At 54.3% G+C, this 17582-nt stretch carries 16 protein-coding genes; 13 read left to right on the forward strand and 3 right to left on the reverse strand.

The genetic code is table 11. The annotated features are described in order from the left end of the window. The first annotated feature begins 34 nt into the window (after positions 1-34). Genes ileS through ispH form a run of 4 tightly spaced genes read left to right on the forward strand, consistent with a single transcriptional unit; the run spans position 35 to position 4808 of the window. On the forward strand, positions 35-2851 hold the full coding sequence (ileS, locus tag AC07RN_RS12255; protein ID WP_449554727.1) for an isoleucine--tRNA ligase: 2817 nt from the start codon (positions 35-37) through the stop codon (positions 2849-2851). Then, entirely contained in the window at positions 2851-3351 is a 501-nt protein-coding gene (gene lspA / locus AC07RN_RS12260) for a signal peptidase II (protein WP_133631735.1), read from the forward strand. Before ileS ends, lspA begins: the two co-directional genes overlap by 1 nt. A gap of 55 nt (positions 3352-3406) precedes the next feature. Continuing rightward, positions 3407-3877 (forward strand): FKBP-type peptidyl-prolyl cis-trans isomerase, encoded by a 471-nt coding sequence (fkpB, locus tag AC07RN_RS12265; protein WP_059180161.1) that lies wholly within the window; start codon positions 3407-3409, stop codon positions 3875-3877. Then, entirely contained in the window at positions 3858-4808 is a 951-nt protein-coding gene (ispH, locus tag AC07RN_RS12270) for a 4-hydroxy-3-methylbut-2-enyl diphosphate reductase (RefSeq protein ID WP_012015996.1), read from the forward strand. The genes fkpB and ispH overlap by 20 nt, the downstream gene beginning before the upstream one ends. Positions 4809-4825: 17 nt before the next feature. Here the strand turns inward: ispH and AC07RN_RS12275 are convergent, their stop codons facing one another. Further along, positions 4826-5731: a LysR family transcriptional regulator gene (locus AC07RN_RS12275; protein WP_478336477.1), complete on the reverse strand. Its 906-nt coding sequence runs from the start codon at positions 5729-5731 to the stop codon at positions 4826-4828. Positions 5732-5823: 92 nt separating this feature from the next. Here AC07RN_RS12275 and AC07RN_RS12280 point away from each other — a divergent pair, with 92 nt between their 5' ends. From AC07RN_RS12280 to folA, 9 genes are all read left to right on the forward strand, one after another. Then, positions 5824-6453, forward strand: a complete 630-nt coding sequence (locus AC07RN_RS12280; RefSeq protein ID WP_478336478.1) for an alanyl-tRNA editing protein — start codon at positions 5824-5826, stop codon at positions 6451-6453. Between the two features lie 153 nt (positions 6454-6606). Continuing rightward, positions 6607-7428, forward strand: a complete 822-nt coding sequence (gene dapB, locus AC07RN_RS12285) for a 4-hydroxy-tetrahydrodipicolinate reductase (RefSeq protein ID WP_133631732.1) — start codon at positions 6607-6609, stop codon at positions 7426-7428. Positions 7429-7883: 455 nt separating this feature from the next. Then, positions 7884-9032, forward strand: a complete 1149-nt coding sequence (carA, locus tag AC07RN_RS12290; protein WP_012016000.1) for a glutamine-hydrolyzing carbamoyl-phosphate synthase small subunit — start codon at positions 7884-7886, stop codon at positions 9030-9032. An 18-nt stretch (positions 9033-9050) separates the two neighbouring features. Beyond that, complete coding sequence (gene carB, locus AC07RN_RS12295; protein WP_041689273.1) at positions 9051-12275, forward strand: carbamoyl-phosphate synthase large subunit; 3225 nt, start codon at positions 9051-9053, stop codon at positions 12273-12275. Positions 12276-12401: 126 nt separating this feature from the next. Beyond that, a complete protein-coding gene (locus tag AC07RN_RS12300) occupies positions 12402-12890 on the forward strand; it encodes a toxin-antitoxin system YwqK family antitoxin (RefSeq protein ID WP_478336479.1) in 489 nt (162 codons plus the stop codon). 101 nt (positions 12891-12991) lie between these two features. After that, on the forward strand, positions 12992-13225 hold the full coding sequence (locus AC07RN_RS12305) for a YgdI/YgdR family lipoprotein (RefSeq protein WP_012016003.1): 234 nt from the start codon (positions 12992-12994) through the stop codon (positions 13223-13225). A 103-nt stretch (positions 13226-13328) separates the two neighbouring features. After that, entirely contained in the window at positions 13329-13859 is a 531-nt protein-coding gene (gene kefF / locus AC07RN_RS12310; protein WP_478336480.1) for a glutathione-regulated potassium-efflux system oxidoreductase KefF, read from the forward strand. Then, entirely contained in the window at positions 13852-15717 is a 1866-nt protein-coding gene (gene kefC, locus AC07RN_RS12315; protein WP_478336481.1) for a glutathione-regulated potassium-efflux system protein KefC, read from the forward strand. Before kefF ends, kefC begins: the two co-directional genes overlap by 8 nt. A 114-nt stretch (positions 15718-15831) precedes the next feature. After that, the gene (gene folA / locus AC07RN_RS12320) at positions 15832-16311 is read left to right on the forward strand and encodes a type 3 dihydrofolate reductase (protein WP_012016006.1); all 480 of its coding nucleotides are present in this window, start codon (positions 15832-15834) and stop codon (positions 16309-16311) included. Between the two features lie 41 nt (positions 16312-16352). Here folA and apaH read toward each other — a convergent pair whose 3' ends face one another. Both apaH and apaG read right to left on the reverse strand, forming a co-directional pair. Continuing rightward, positions 16353-17201 carry a bis(5'-nucleosyl)-tetraphosphatase (symmetrical) ApaH gene (gene apaH, locus AC07RN_RS12325; RefSeq protein WP_478336482.1) on the reverse strand — a complete coding sequence of 283 codons (849 nt, stop codon included), beginning with the start codon at positions 17199-17201 and terminating at the stop codon, positions 16353-16355. Positions 17202-17204: 3 nt separating this feature from the next. Then, complete coding sequence (apaG, locus tag AC07RN_RS12330) at positions 17205-17582, reverse strand: Co2+/Mg2+ efflux protein ApaG (protein ID WP_012016008.1); 378 nt, start codon at positions 17580-17582, stop codon at positions 17205-17207.

A 17582-nucleotide genomic window follows, 5' to 3' on the forward strand; every position in this document is an offset into this window, starting at 1 on the left:
CTGAATGAGTTTTAAATACGGAACCGAGAATCTAATGAGTGACTATAAATCGACCCTGAATTTGCCGGAAACAGGGTTCCCGATGCGCGGCGATCTCGCCAAGCGTGAACCGGGAATGCTGGCGCGTTGGACCGATGATGACCTGTACGGCATCATTCGTGCCGCTAAGAAAGGCAAAAAATCCTTCATTCTGCATGATGGCCCTCCTTATGCGAATGGCAGCATTCATATTGGTCACTCTGTAAACAAGATTCTGAAAGACATTATCGTGAAGTCCAAAGGGCTCACGGGTTTTGACTCGCCTTATGTTCCGGGTTGGGACTGCCACGGTCTGCCGATCGAGCTGAAAGTGGAGCAAGAATACGGCAAGCCGGGTGAGAAATTTACCGCAGCGGAGTTCCGCGCAAAATGCCGTGAATACGCGGCGGCGCAGGTTGATGGTCAGCGTAAAGATTTCATCCGTCTGGGTGTGCTGGGTGACTGGTCGCGTCCATACCTGACCATGGACTTCAAAACTGAAGCCAACATTATTCGTGCGCTGGGTAAAATCATCGGTAACGGCCACCTGCACAAAGGCGCGAAGCCTGTGCACTGGTGTGTTGACTGCCGTTCTGCACTGGCAGAAGCGGAAGTGGAGTATTACGACAAAACATCTCCTTCTATCGACGTGGCTTTCCACGCCGTTGATCCGGATGCGGTGAAAGCTAAATTCGGTGTCTCTTCCGTCAACGGCCCAATTTCTCTGGTTATCTGGACCACCACGCCGTGGACGTTACCTGCTAACCGCGCCATTTCCCTCTCTGCTGATTTCGATTATGCGCTGGTGCAGATTGACGGGCAGGCGGTGATCCTGGCGAAAGATTTGGTTGAAAGCGTTCTGAAACGCACGCACATCACGGATTACACCGTGCTGGGTACCGTGAACGGTGCTGAGCTGGAACTGCTGCGCTTCAAACATCCGTTCCTCGATTTCGACGTGCCGGCCATTTTGGGCGACCACGTTACGTTGGAAGCGGGTACCGGTGCAGTACACACCGCCGGTGGTCACGGCCCTGACGATTACAATATCAGCCTGAAATACGGTCTGGAAATCGCGAATCCGGTTGGCCCGGATGGCGCTTATCTGCCTGGCACCTACCCGGCGCTGGACGGTATCAACGTCTTCAAAGCTAACGACATCATCGTCGACATGCTGCGTACCAGCGGTGCGCTGTTGCACGTTGAGAAGATGCAGCACAGCTATCCATGCTGCTGGCGTCACAAGTCGCCGATCATCTTCCGTGCGACCCCGCAGTGGTTTATCAGCATGGATCAGAAAGGCCTGCGTGCGCAGTCTCTGAAAGAGATCAAAGGCGTGCAGTGGATCCCGGACTGGGGCCAGGCGCGTATCGAATCCATGGTCGCCAACCGTCCTGACTGGTGTATCTCCCGTCAGCGTACCTGGGGTGTGCCAATGTCTCTGTTTGTGCATAAAGAGACGCAGGAGCTGCATCCGAATACGCTGGAACTGATGGAAGAAGTGGCGAAACGCGTTGAAGCCGACGGCATTCAGGCGTGGTGGGATCTGGATTCAAAAGAGATCCTGGGCGCTGACGCCGACAACTACGAGAAAGTGCCTGACACCCTCGACGTGTGGTTCGACTCTGGCTCAACCCACTCTTCCGTGGTTGACGTGCGCCCTGAGTTCTCGGGTCACGCCGCCGATATGTATCTGGAAGGGTCTGACCAACACCGCGGCTGGTTCATGTCATCTCTGATGATCTCTACCGCGATGAAAGGCAAAGCGCCTTACCGTCAGGTTCTGACTCACGGTTTCACCGTGGATGGTCAGGGACGCAAGATGTCTAAATCCATCGGTAACACCGTTTCTCCGCAGGACGTGATGAACAAACTCGGCGCAGATATTCTGCGTCTGTGGGTGGCATCAACGGACTACACTGGTGAAATGGCGGTATCGGATGAGATCCTGAAACGTGCTGCTGACAGCTATCGTCGTATCCGTAACACCGCGCGCTTCCTGCTCGCCAACCTGAACGGATTCAACCCAGTTACCGACATGGTGAAACCGGAAGAGATGGTCGTTCTGGATCGTTGGGCGGTAGGCTGCGCGCAAGCGGCACAGGAAGATATCCTGAAGGCCTACGAGTCTTACGACTTCCACGAAGTGGTGCAGCGCCTGATGCGCTTCTGCTCCATCGAGATGGGCTCGTTCTACCTCGACATCATCAAAGACCGTCAGTACACCGCGAAACCCGACAGCGTGGCGCGTCGCAGCTGCCAGACTGCGCTGTTCCACATCGCAGAAGCGCTGGTTCGTTGGATGGCGCCAATCATGTCCTTCACCGCAGATGAAATCTGGGCCTACTTGCCAGGCGATCGCGAGAAATACGTTTTCACCGGCGAATGGTACGAAGGTCTATTTGGTCTGGCTGAAACCGAAGCGATGAACGATACCTTCTGGGACGAGCTGCTGAAAGTGCGTGGCGAAGTGAACAAAGTTATCGAACAGGCGCGTGCGGACAAGAAAGTCGGTGGCTCTCTTGAAGCGGCAGTGACGTTGTATGCAGAACCAGAACTGGCCGCGAAGCTGACGGCGCTGGGTGATGAATTGCGATTTGTCCTGTTGACCTCGGGTGCACAGGTTGCCGATTATGCACAAGCTACCGCTGATGCTCAGCAGAGCGAACTGCTCAAAGGGCTGAAAGTGGCATTGGCAAAAGCTGAAGGTGATAAATGTCCGCGTTGCTGGCATTACACCACCGATGTCGGCCAGGTGGCGGAACACGCAGAAATCTGTGGACGCTGTGTTACTAACATCGCCGGTGATGGCGAAAAACGTAAGTTTGCCTGATGACTAAATCGTTTTGTTCAACAGGACTTCGCTGGCTATGGCTGGTCGTCGTCGTGCTGATTATTGATTTGGGCAGCAAATTCCTGATCCTCCAGAACTTTGCTCTGGGGGATACGGTGCCGCTGTTCCCGTCATTGAATCTGCATTATGCGCGCAACTACGGCGCGGCATTTAGCTTCCTCGCCGACAGCGGCGGCTGGCAGCGTTGGTTCTTTGCTGGTATCGCGCTGGGTATCTGCCTGGTACTGACCGTGATGATGTATCGCGCGAAGGCTAGCCAGAAACTGAACAATATTGCTTACGCACTGATTATTGGTGGCGCGCTGGGCAACCTGTTCGACCGTCTGTGGCACGGCTTTGTCGTCGATATGATCGACTTCTACGTCGGCAACTGGCACTTCGCGACGTTCAACCTGGCCGATAGCGCCATTTGCATCGGTGCTGCGATGATTGTGCTGGAAGGCTTTTTGCCAAACGCTGCCGCGAAGAAACAGGCGTAATCTTTATTGCCCGGTGAGCGTTATGCCGCCGGGCTAAAACAACTGGACGATTTGCATGTCTAAATCCATACAGAGCAATAGCGCGGTCCTGGTTCACTTCACGCTGAAGATGGAAGATGGTTCCACCGCTGAATCTACCCGCAACAACGGCAAACCTGCGCTGTTTCGCCTCGGTGATACCTCACTTTCTGAAGGCCTTGAACAACAGCTTTTAGGCCTGAAAGAAGGCGAGAAAAAAGCGTTTTCGCTCGAGCCGGATGCCGCGTTTGGTGTACCGTCGCCAGACCTGATCCAGTATTTCTCGCGTCGTGAATTTATGGACGCGGGCGAGCCGGAAATTGGCGCAATTATGCTCTTTACCGCTATGGATGGCAGCGAAATGCCTGGCGTGATCCGCGAGATCAATGGCGATTCTATTACCGTTGACTTTAACCATCCGCTTGCCGGGCGTACCGTCCATTTTGATGTCGAAGTGCTGGAGATCGATCCGGCACTGGAGGAAACGAATGCAGATCCTGTTGGCTAACCCGCGCGGTTTTTGCGCCGGCGTTGACCGCGCTATCAGCATTGTTGAAAACGCGCTGGAAATTTACGGCGCGCCTATTTATGTGCGTCATGAAGTGGTGCACAACCGCTACGTGGTTGAAAGCCTGCGTGAGCGCGGCGCGATCTTTATCGAGCAGATCAGCGAAGTGCCGGACGGCACAATCCTGATTTTCTCCGCGCACGGTGTGTCTCAGGCCGTTCGTAACGAAGCGAAAAGTCGTGATCTGACCGTGTTTGACGCGACCTGTCCGCTGGTGACCAAAGTCCATATGGAAGTCGCTCGCGCCAGCCGTCGTGGTGAAGAATCGATCCTGATTGGTCATGCTGGGCATCCGGAAGTCGAAGGCACAATGGGCCAATACAGCAACCCGGAAGGGGGCATGTATCTGGTCGAGTCGCCGGAAGACGTATTGACGCTCAACGTGAAAAACGACGCTAAGCTGTCGTTTATGACTCAGACCACGCTCTCTGTCGACGACACGTCGGATGTCATTGACGCTCTGCGCAAGCGCTTCCCGAAAATCGTCGGGCCGCGCAAAGATGATATTTGCTATGCCACCACCAACCGTCAGGAAGCGGTACGTGCGCTGGCTGAACAGGCTGATGTGGTGCTGGTTGTCGGTTCCAAAAACTCGTCTAACTCCAACCGTCTGGCCGAACTGGCGCAGCGTATGGGGAAAACGGCGTTTTTGATTGACGATGCGACCGATATTCAGGAAGCGTGGGTAAAAGACGTGAACTGCGTGGGTGTTACCGCAGGCGCTTCCGCACCGGATATTCTGGTGCAGAACGTTATCGCCCGCCTGCAGGAACTGGGCGGCGGAGATGCCATTCCACTCGAAGGACGCGAAGAGAATATCGTTTTCGAAGTGCCGAAAGAACTGCGCATCGACGCGCGAGAAGTCGAATAAAATACGCAAAATGCCAGTCACTGAATGACTGGCATTTTTTCATTTAGATAGTTAATCATCGCCCGCATTCTGGCTGGCATATGTTTGTTACGCGTCCAAAGAAGCCAGAGATCACCCGAATAGCTACTAATAAATTCCCATTCCGGCAGCACCTGCACGATCTCCCCACACGCCAGCGCTTCGCGAGCAGTAAATAGCGGTAGGCTGCCAATACCCAAATGACGTTTTACTGCATCCAACCGCACGCCCGTATGGTTAGCGGCATAGCGTCCACGCGTTTGCACGGTTTCTGTTTTCCCGTGCAGGGCGAACTTCCAGCGGGAATCAGAAGGGGTTTCGCCCAGCGAAATACAGCTATGCGCACGAAGATCCTGCGGATGCTGCGGTATGCCTGCTCGACGGAGATATTCAGGCGTTGCGCCAATGATATGGTTCACGGGCATCAGGGCTTTGCCATACAGACCCGGAGACGGCGTGTTAGTGATTCGCAGGGCAAGATCCACACCGTCATCGATCAGGTCCATATAGCGGTCTTCAAGGCGCAGGCAAACATCAATTTGCGGATGACGGTTGAGAAAATCTGGTATTAGCGGATGAAGGACAAATCGCCCAACGGCCTTGGGAACACTCAGCGTCAGCCTTCCTTGGGCAACGGTTTGCAGACTGCTGCCAGAATCTAGCGCCTGTTTTGCCGCCTCCAGCATATCTAACGCGTGTTCATATACCGATTTTCCGGTTTCGGTAAGCGCCAGCTTACGCGTGGTGCGATGCAGCAGTTTGCCGCCCATTTCGTGTTCCAGCCGCGAGACGCAGCGGCTCAGTGCAGACGGCGTGGCTCCGACAATTCGGGCAGCAGCAGAAAAGCTCCCGTGTTCAACAATGGCAACAAAAGTCGCAAGATCGGGAAGCAGTGTCACTTTCATTTGTGTATTCCAGGCAAAAGTCCATTGTGTTAGTGGCGCATTATCACCGTTTACGTAATGAATATACTGTCATGAATAAGAGGAGAATAGCCATGACAGAGCGTCTTTATTACACCAATGAAATGACAGTGGGTCGGGCGCAGATCGTGCGTTGTACTGAGGAACAAGATGGTCGCTACGCGATTGAACTGGACCAGACCCTTTTCCATCCGCAGGGTGGCGGGCAACCGGCGGATACAGGCTGGATAGCCGGGGTTGCGGTAGAAGAGGTTATTCAGCGTGACGAGAACATCATGCACGTTCTGGCGCGCTCGCTTGCCCTGGGCGAAGTGGATATCCAGATCGATGCCGCCGTGAGAGAGCTTCATTCCCGCTGGCATACGGCTGGTCATCTGATTGGCTATGCCGGGGAGCGCTTTGGCTGGCGTCCGGTAAAAGCCCACCACTGGCCAGGCGAAGGGCGGATTACATTCATACCGGGTGAAGAAGGTGCTGCACCCAGTACCGACATGTTCAAAGAGCTTATCGACGGCTGGCGAGCCGAGCAACTCATACGCCACGTTGAAATGGACGAGGGCCGCAGAAAAGTGTGGTTTGGCGATTTGCCCGCCTATTTGTGTGGCGGTACTCATGTTTCCGATCTCAGTAAACTGGGAGAGGTGGAGATAAGTAACGTGAAGCAGAAAAAGGGACAGCTCATCGTGAGCTATCGCGTTCTGTGATGGGGCAGCGCCTCCCGGCCTGAATCATGCCTTTTACTGATATCTCTCCCTGTTTATCATAAAATTCTAATTATCGGCGTTTTAGATGGCAGCCTTCTCAAAGGCTGGTTAATCTGAAAACGATTTACATACTTTTAACGTAAGAGAATAACTATGCATGATGCACAGGTCCGTGTCGCGATTGCGGGCGCGGGTGGACGTATGGGCCGTCAGCTGATTCAGGCTGCGCTGCAGATGGAGGGTGTCGTGCTGGGTGCGGCGCTAGAACGCGAAGGCTCTACGCTTTTAGGTACGGACGCGGGTGAGCTGGCGGGGGCTGGACATTCAGGCGTCACGGTGCAAAGCAGTCTTGACGCAGTAAAAGCTGATTTTGATGTGTTCATCGATTTTACCCGTCCGGAAGGCACGCTGGAGCATCTGGCTTTTTGCCGCCAGCACGGTAAAGGGATGATCATCGGTACCACGGGTTTTGATGATGCAGGCAAGCAAGCCATCAAAGACGCTGCGCAGGATATCGCTATTGTCTTTGCTGCGAACTTTAGCGTGGGCGTCAACGTCATGCTCAAACTGCTGGAAAAAGCAGCCAAAGTGATGGGCGACTACACGGATATCGAGATTATCGAAGCGCATCACCGCCATAAAGTCGATGCGCCATCCGGAACCGCGCTGGCGATGGGCGAAGCGATTGCTTATGCACTCGACAAAGATTTAAAAGACTGTGCGGTGTATACCCGTGAAGGTCACACCGGCGAACGCGTACCGGGAACAATCGGTTTTGCGACCGTGCGTGCAGGCGATATCGTCGGCGAACACACCGCTATCTTCGCCGATATAGGTGAGCGAGTGGAAATCACGCATAAAGCTTCTAGCAGAATGACCTTCGCGAACGGCGCAGTGCGGTCTGCTTTGTGGTTAAAATCGAAAGAAAATGGTCTTTTTGATATGCGAGATGTGCTTAATCTCAACGAATTATAAATTTTTTATACCCTTCGTGATGTGGTTATTGTAGTCATAGTTACTTGATTACACAGGGCAATAATTTATTGCCCTTTTATTTTGCTGCTTATAAATCAAATCCTATCTGTAAGCCCTGTTTTATCATCACTTCTTTGTTTTTCGTGTTGCGCTAATGTGAATTTTGACCATTTGGTCTGGTTTTTTCTATGTGACGCTATAGGAAACCATTAAACTCAGCGTACAAACGTTTTCCTCGGTGATTTGGTTGATCTTTTTGGCAGCTAAGTCCCTTTAGCTTCACCAGGTGGTTAAAAGAATACGTAAAATATCCGTTTTCAGTTGACATTGCCCCTACAAATCCCGAGAATGCCGCCGTTTGCCGAAAATCCACTGGCAGCAAATTTGCGTTGCTTCATGACCTCGTTGTGAATTAATATGCAGATAAAGTGAGTGAATATTCTTTGGAGGGTGTTTTGATTAAGTCAGCGCTATTGGTTCTGGAAGACGGAACCCAGTTTATCGGTCGGGCCATAGGGGCAACAGGTTCGGCGGTTGGGGAAGTCGTTTTCAATACTTCAATGACCGGTTATCAAGAAATCCTCACTGATCCTTCCTATTCCCGCCAAATCGTCACTCTTACTTATCCCCATATCGGTAATGTCGGCACCAATGAAGCCGATGCAGAATCTTCCCAGGTCCATGCGCAAGGTCTGATTATTCGCGACCTGCCTCTGATTGCCAGTAACTACCGCAATACGGAAGACCTCTCTTCTTACCTGAAGCGTCACAACATCGTGGCGATTGCCGATATCGATACCCGTAAGTTGACCCGTTTGCTGCGTGAAAAAGGCGCACAGAACGGCTGCATCATCGCCGGGGATAACCTCGATGCTGCGCTGGCACAGGAAAAAGCGAAAGCATTCCCGGGCCTGAACGGCATGGATTTGGCAAAAGAAGTCACCACCACTGAAGCGTATAGCTGGACGCAAGGTAGCTGGACGCTGGCGGGTGAACTGCCAGAAGCGAAGAAAGAAGATGAGCTGCCGTTCCACGTTGTCGCGTACGATTACGGCGCTAAGCGCAACATTCTGCGCATGCTGGTGGATCGCGGCTGCCGCCTGACGGTTGTCCCGGCACAAACGCCTGCAGACGACGTACTGAAGATGAATCCGGACGGGATTTTCCTCTCCAACGGCCCCGGTGACCCAGCGCCGTGCGATTACGCTATCGACGCAATCAAAACCTTCCTTGAAACCGATATTCCGGTATTTGGCATCTGCCTCGGCCATCAGTTGTTGGCGCTGGCAAGCGGTGCGAAAACCATCAAGATGAAGTTCGGCCACCACGGTGGTAACCACCCGGTGAAAGATATCGATAATGATACGGTGATGATTACCGCGCAGAACCACGGTTTTGCGGTTGATGAGGCGTCAATGCCTGCCAACCTGCGCGTGACGCACAAATCGCTTTTCGACCAGACTTTGCAGGGTATTCATCGCACCGATAAGCCCGCGTTCAGCTTCCAGGGACACCCTGAAGCGAGCCCAGGCCCGCACGATGCCGCGCCGCTGTTTGATCACTTTATCGACCTTATTGAGCAGTACCGTCAGACCGCTAAATAATCAGGAGCCCAGAGAATCATGCCAAAACGTACAGACATAAAAAGCATCCTGATCCTTGGCGCTGGCCCGATCGTTATCGGCCAGGCCTGCGAATTCGACTACTCCGGTGCACAGGCGTGTAAAGCCCTGCGCGAAGAGGGTTACCGCGTCATTCTGGTGAACTCCAACCCGGCGACGATCATGACCGACCCGGAAATGGCCGATGCAACCTACATCGAGCCGATTCACTGGGAAGTCGTACGCAAAATCATTGAAAAAGAACGTCCAGATGCGGTCCTGCCCACCATGGGCGGCCAGACTGCACTGAACTGTGCGCTGGAGCTTGAGCGTCAGGGCGTGCTGGCTGAATTTGGCGTCACCATGATTGGTGCGACTGCCGATGCGATTGATAAAGCCGAAGACCGCCGCCGTTTCGACGTGGCGATGAAAAAAATCGGTCTTGACACTGCACGTTCCGGTATCGCGCATAACATGGAAGAAGCGCTGGCGGTTGCCGCTGACGTGGGCTATCCGTGCATTATCCGTCCTTCCTTCACCATGGGCGGCACCGGCGGCGGTATCGCCTACAACCGCGAAGAGTTCGAAGAGATTTGCGAGCGCGGTCTGGATCTTTCCCCCACCAAAGAGCTGCTGATTGATGAGTCGCTGATTGGCTGGAAAGAGTACGAGATGGAAGTGGTGCGTGATAAAAACGACAACTGCATCATCGTCTGCTCGATTGAAAACTTCGATGCGATGGGCATCCACACCGGTGACTCCATCACCGTGGCCCCTGCGCAGACTCTGACCGACAAAGAATACCAAATCATGCGTAACGCCTCGATGGCGGTGCTGCGTGAAATCGGCGTCGAAACCGGCGGTTCTAACGTGCAGTTCTCCGTGAACCCGAAAAACGGTCGCCTGATTGTTATCGAAATGAACCCGCGCGTATCACGCTCTTCCGCGCTGGCCTCTAAAGCGACCGGCTTCCCGATTGCGAAAGTGGCGGCGAAACTGGCAGTGGGTTATACCCTCGACGAGCTGATGAATGACATCACCGGTGGACGTACTCCGGCATCGTTCGAACCCTCTATCGACTACGTTGTGACGAAAATTCCTCGCTTTAACTTCGAGAAATTTGCGGGCGCAAATGACCGTCTGACCACGCAGATGAAATCCGTCGGCGAAGTGATGGCGATTGGTCGAACTCAGCAGGAATCCCTGCAGAAAGCGCTGCGTGGCCTGGAAGTGGGCGCGATGGGCTTTGACCCGAAAGTGAGCCTGGATGACCCGGAAGCGCTGACCAAAATCCGCCGCGAGCTGAAAGACGCGGGCGCCGAGCGTATCTGGTACATCGCCGATGCGTTCCGTGCGGGTCTGTCCGTCGACGGCGTGTTCAACCTGACCAACATTGACCGCTGGTTCCTGGTGCAGATTGAAGAGCTGGTGCGTCTGGAAGAGCAAGTGGCCGAGATGGGTATCACCGGTCTCGACGCGGACTTCCTGCGTATGCTGAAGCGTAAAGGCTTTGCCGATGCGCGTCTGGCAACCCTGGCTGGCGTGCGCGAATCAGAAATTCGTAAGCTGCGCGACCAGTACAACCTGCACCCGGTCTACAAACGCGTGGACACCTGTGCGGCGGAATTCGCGACCGACACGGCGTACATGTACTCCACGTACGAAGATGAGTGCGAAGCGAACCCGTCAGTTGACCGCGATAAAATTATGGTGCTCGGCGGCGGTCCAAACCGTATCGGCCAGGGCATTGAGTTTGACTACTGCTGCGTACACGCCTCGCTGGCGCTGCGTGAAGACGGTTACGAAACCATTATGGTCAACTGTAACCCTGAAACAGTTTCTACCGATTACGACACCTCTGACCGCCTGTACTTTGAGCCGGTCACGCTGGAAGACGTGCTGGAAATCGTGCGCATCGAGAAGCCAAAAGGCGTCATCGTACAGTACGGCGGCCAGACGCCGCTGAAACTGGCGCGCGCACTGGAAGCCGCTGGCGTTCCGGTTATCGGCACCAGCCCGGATGCGATTGACCGTGCAGAAGACCGCGAGCGCTTCCAGAAAGCGGTTGACCGCCTGAAGCTGAAACAGCCTGCCAACGCCACCGTTACGGCGATTGAAATGGCCGTTGAGAAGGCAAAAGAGATTGGCTACCCGCTGGTGGTGCGTCCGTCTTACGTGCTGGGCGGCCGTGCAATGGAAATCGTCTACGACGAAGCTGACCTGCGCCGTTACTTCCAGACCGCTGTCAGCGTCTCGAACGACGCGCCAGTCCTGCTGGACCGTTTCCTTGACGATGCGGTGGAAGTGGATGTGGATGCTATCTGCGACGGCGAAACCGTGCTGATTGGTGGCATCATGGAGCACATCGAACAGGCTGGCGTTCACTCCGGTGACTCCGCGTGTTCTCTGCCGGCTTATACCCTGAGCCAGGAGATCCAGGACGTGATGCGCCAACAGGTGCAGAAACTGGCCTTCGAGCTGCAGGTTCGCGGTTTGATGAACGTGCAGTTTGCGGTGAAAGACAACGAAGTGTATCTGATTGAAGTTAACCCGCGCGCGGCACGTACCGTACCGTTTGTCTCCAAGGCGACCGGCGTACCGCTGGCGAAAGTGGCGGCACGCGTGATGGCGGGTCAGACGCTGGTGCAGCAGGGCGTAACCAAAGAAATCATCCCGCCGTACTACTCGGTGAAAGAAGTGGTGCTGCCGTTTAACAAATTCCCGGGCGTTGACCCGCTGTTAGGGCCAGAAATGCGCTCGACCGGTGAAGTCATGGGCGTGGGCCGTACCTTCGCAGAAGCCTTCGCGAAGGCACAGTTGGGCAGCAGCTCAACCATGAGAAAACAGGGTCGCGCGCTGCTCTCCGTTCGCGAAGGCGATAAAGAGCGCGTAGTGGACCTGGCCGCGAAGCTGTTGAAGCAGGGCTTTGAACTTGATGCCACCCACGGTACGGCTATCGTGCTCGGCGAAGCAGGCATTAACCCGCGTCTGGTGAACAAAGTGCATGAAGGTCGTCCGCACATTCAGGACCGTATCAAGAATGGCGAGTACACCTACATCATCAACACCACCGAAGGGCGTCAGGCGATTGAAGACTCCAAGCTGATTCGCCGCAGTGCGCTGCAGTACAAAGTGCATTACGACACCACCCTGAACGGCGGTTTTGCCACGGCGATGGCGCTGAATGCGGATGCCACCGAGAAAGTGATTTCAGTGCAAGAAATGCACGCGCAAATCGGGAAGTAACGCGTCTCAGAATCATCCCAAAACCCGCTTCGGCGGGTTTTTTATTGCCTTTCCGACCAATATTGGCGGTTGTGCCCCGCGCTAATTCATCGCACTTTGAAGGCTTCTCATAAAAAGGAGTTTTCTGTGACTCGTTCAATGACGCTGTTATCTCTGGCTTTGCTGCTGTCCGGCTGCGCGGATTTTGCTTCTTCCGTCACCAACACGATTGATGGTATGGGCATGACGCCTGATTATGCTAAAGGGCTTCAGGACGATCTTCAGGCGCAGAAAAAGCTCACCACGCCGGTCATCAATGTGGCGGAAACCGTGCCGGAAGGAAAACTGATTGAGAAATATGACAACGGTGGCAAGAAGTTTGAGACCATTGTGAAGAACCGCTGCTTCGATGAATACATTGATATTTACTATCCGAACGGTACGTTAAGAACCCACACGCCGCTGGTGAACTGCAAGGCGGAAGGGGTTTCTCAGGGCTATACCCAGGACGGAAAACTGCGCACCACCATTACCTTCAAGGATAGCGTCGCGAACGGCGAAGCGAAAACCTATGATGCGAACGGCAAGGTTTTACAAACAGTTATGTACAAAGACGGTTTCCCGCAGAAACGTTAACGTGCAGCATCAGAGTGTTCTGCATTTTTCCTGGTGCGCGGACATTGCCGCTAAAGTGTAGGGTCAGAAGGTAACAAATGACTATCAACAGGGAGCACACCATGAAAAATAAACTTTTGCTGACATCCATTTTTGCAGCCGCAGCGCTCTTTACCGTAGCCGGTTGTTCATCGAATCAAGCGGTGAAAACGACTGATGGCAAAACGATTGTCACCGATGGCAAACCGCAGGTTGATGATGATACCGGCCTGGTCTCCTACGAAAATGCGGAAACCGGCAAGACCGAGCAGATTAACCGCGACCAGGTTAAATCTATGGGCGAACTGAAAAACTAAGTCAGTTTTATCCATTTGCCCCGTCAATAATATTCACTATTAGCCTGTTGAATTACTGACTACACTCTTTTGTAAAAGAGGCAGTAAAACAACAGGCTAATTGATGATTTTAATTATTTATGCGCACCCTTATCCGCGTCATTCGCACGCGAATAAGCGGATGCTTGACCAGGTAAAAGCGCTCGATGGCGTAGAAATACGCTCTCTTTACGAACTCTATCCCGACTTTAATATCGATATTGCCGCCGAGCAGGAGGCGATTTCGCGCGCCGATCTGATCGTCTGGCAACACCCGATGCAGTGGTACAGCACGCCAGCGCTGCTGAAGCTGTGGATCGATAAAGTCTTTTCCCACGGCTGGGCGTATGGGCATAACGGCCACGCGTTGAAAGGCAAAAGTGTGCTGTGGGCGGTCACCACGGGCGGCGGCGAAGCGCATTTCGACATCGGCTCTAATCCTGGTTTCGAAGTACTGGCGCAACCACTCCAGGCGACCGCGCTTTACTGCGGGCTGAAATGGCTCCCTCCTTTCGCGATGCACTGCACGTTTGTCTGCGACGACGAAACGCTGCAGGCTCAGGCGCGTCACTACAAACAACGCTTACTCGACTGGCAGGAGACGCACAATGGATAGCCATACGCTGATTCAAGCGCTGATCTATTTGGGTGCGGCGGCGCTGATTGTGCCCGTTGCCGTGCGTCTCGGCTTGGGCTCTGTGCTCGGCTATTTGATTGCAGGCTGCATAATTGGCCCGTGGGGATTCCGCCTGGTCACCGATGCCGAGTCGATTTTGCATTTTGCCGAAATCGGCGTGGTGCTGATGCTGTTTGTCATCGGCCTGGAGTTAGATCCGCGGCGTTTGTGGAAACTTCGCGCTTCGGTATTTGGCGGTGGGGCGTTGCAGATGATCGCTTGCGGCGCATTACTGGGCGGTTTTTGCATCTTATTGGGAATGGACTGGAAAGTCGCTGAGCTGATCGGCATGACGCTTGCGCTTTCGTCGACGGCCATCGCGATGCAGGCGATGAACGAGCGTAACCTGACGGTTTCCCAGATGGGGCGCAGCACGTTCTCTGTGCTGCTGTTCCAGGATATTGCGGCGATCCCGCTGGTGGCGATGATCCCGCTCCTGGCCGTAAGCGGTTCATCGACTACGTTGGGTGCCTTTGCGCTGTCGGCGCTGAAAGTCGCGGGCGCGCTGGCGCTGGTGATTTTGCTCGGGCGGTATGTGACGCGCCCGCTGCTGCGCTTTGTTGCGCGCTCAGGCCTGCGGGAAGTGTTCAGCGCCGTGGCCCTGTTCCTGGTGTTTGGTTTTGGGCTGTTGCTTGAAGAGGCTGGATTATCCATGGCGATGGGGGCGTTCCTGGCGGGCGTTCTGCTGGCGAGTTCCGAATATCGTCATGCACTGGAAAGCGATATTGAGCCTTTCAAAGGTTTGCTGCTGGGGTTGTTTTTCATCGGTGTCGGCATGTCTGTGGACTTTGGCACGCTGGTGACGCATCCGCTGCGGATCCTCATCCTGCTGGCCGGTTTCCTGGTCATTAAAATGGGAATGCTGTGGCTGATCGCTCGCCCATTGAACGTACCGAACAGACAGCGCCGCTGGTTTGCCGTGCTACTGGGGCAGGGAAGTGAGTTTGCATTTGTGGTCTTTGGCGCGGCGCAAATGGCAAACGTGCTGGATCCGGAATGGGCGAAAGCGTTGACGCTGGCCGTCGCGCTGTCGATGGCCGTCACGCCGATTCTGCTGGTGCTGCTGACTCGCCTCGAACAATCGGGCAGCAAGCAGGAACGTGAAGCGGACGAAATCGACGAAGAGCAGCCGCGGGTGATCATTGCCGGGTTTGGTCGTTTTGGTCAGATCTCCGGTCGTTTGTTGCTCTCCAGCGGGGTGAAAATGGTGATTTTGGATCACGATCCTGATCATATCGAAACGCTGCGTAAATTCGGCATGAAGGTCTTTTACGGCGATGCCACGCGCGTCGACCTGCTGGAATCTGCAGGCGCGGCAAAAGCGGAAGTGTTGATCAATGCGATTGACGATCCGCTGACCAACCTGCAGCTGGCAGAACTGGCGAAGGAGCATTTCCCGAATCTGAAAATTATCTCGCGAGCCCGCGATGTCGATCATTACATCAAGCTGCGTCAGGCGGGTGTTGAAACGCCAGAGCGTGAGACGTTTGAGGGCGCGCTCAAAACCGGGCGCATGGCGCTGGAAGGCTTGGGCCTTGGGGCGTACGAAGCGCGGGAACGCGCCGACCTGTTCCGCCGTTTCAATCTGGATATGGTCGAAGAGATGGTGGAGATGGCAGACGGTGATGCTTCATCCCGCGCCGCGGCGGTAAAACGCACCAGCGCGATGCTGACGGAAATCATTAATGAGGACCGTAATCATCTGTCATTGACCCAGCGTCACGGCTGGCAGGGTACGGAAGAGGGCAAGCACACTGGCGATCCACGCGATGAGCCGGAGAGTAAACCGACGGTGTGAAGTGGCGTTGCCAGCAATATTGAAATATTTCCGCTTCTTTACTCTGGCTGTAGTCGACGAAAGATTAAGCTTTACGTATAGTGGCGGCAATTTTTTGCATCCGGGAAATTTTCAATGATCAGTCTGATTGCAGCGCTGGCGGTAGATCGCGTTATTGGTATGGAAAACGCCATGCCATGGAATCTGCCAGCCGATCTCGCGTGGTTTAAACGTACGACGTTAAACAAGCCGGTAGTGATGGGCCGCCTGACCTGGGAGTCAATTGGTCGTCCATTACCGGGGCGTAAAAACATCGTGATCAGTAGCCAGCCTGGTACTGACTCGCGTGTTGAGTGGGTTAAATCTGTCGATGACGCGATTGCGGCCTGCGGCGACGCCGAAGAAATTATGGTGATTGGCGGGGGGCGTGTGTACGAGCAGTTCCTGCCAAAAGCGCAGAAGCTGTATTTGACGCACATTGATGCGGAAGTGGAAGGGGATACCCATTTCCCGGACTACGATCCGGATGAGTGGGAATCCGTATTCAGTGAATTCCACGATGCTGATGCGCAGAACTCACACAGCTACTGCTTCGAAGTTCTGGAACGTCGCTAAGATGGTTATCCCTCTCCTGCTCGGGAGAGGGAACGTGTCTGTCAGGAGGCGGCTGCCTCACCTTCCCCTAAATCCAGTTGCCGATTCGAGGGCTGAATAAAGTAAGCTTTGTCTTCCCAACGCAGACAGGTCATATCGCCACCCCAGCAGCAGCCCGTATCCAGCGCGTAGATATTCTCTGGCGTGCCTTTACCTTCGAGCGATGCCCAATGTCCAAACACCACGCTGTATTCATTGGTGACGGGCCCCGGAATCGCAAACCACGGTTTGAGCGGTGAAGGGGCGTTTTCCGGCGTGTCTTTGCAGTACATATCCAGTTGCCCGTTCGGGAAGCAGTAGCGCATCCGCGTAAAGGCGTTGGTCACGAAACGCAGGCGCGCCACACCGCTTAACTCAGGACTCCAGTTATTTGGCATATCGCCATACATCGCGTCCAGGAAAAACGGGTACGAATCGCTCGCCAGCACCGCTTCTACATCGCGTGCGCACTCTTTTGCCGTTTGCAGATCCCATTGCGGTGTGATCCCGGCGTGGGCCATGACCAGCTTTTTCTCTTCGTCAATCTGCAACAAAGGCTGGCGACGCAGCCAGTTGATCAGCTCGTCAGCATCGTGGGCTTCAAGCAGCGGCGTAATGCGATCTTTGGGTTTATTGCGACTGATCCCGGCAAAAACAGCCAGCAAATGCAGATCGTGATTGCCCAGCACCAGGCGCACGCTGTCGCCCAGCGATTTAACAAATCGGAGTACGTCAAGCGAGCCTGGACCACGCGCGACGAGATCGCCCGTCAGCCAGAGGGTGTCTTGTCCTGGTGTAAAATCCACCTGCTTTAACAGCGCGATCAGTTCATCGTAGCAACCGTGAACATCGCCAATGAGATATGTAGACATGTTTTAATGGATAAATGTAGGAACAGCGAGGCGGAAAACAGGGACCGCAACACGGAAGGCATTGCCGTCGACATCAACCATTTCATAATGGCCCTGCATGGTACCCATCGGTGTTTCAATAACGGCACCGCTGGTGTATTGAAACTCTTCGCCAGGGGCGATGTGGGGCTGTTCGCCGACCACACCTTCACCCTGGACTTCGATTTCGCGGCCATTGCCGTTGGTGATAAGCCAGTAACGCCCGAGCAGTTGCACAGGCATCCGCCCCAGATTGCGAATGGTTACGGTGTAAGCAAAAACAAAACGTTCATCGTCCGGCGTGGACTGCGATTCGATGTAGACGCTTTGTACCTGAACACAGACGCGGGGCGAATCAATCAT

It is taken from the genome of Lelliottia sp. GFLA7, assembly GCF_056490165.1.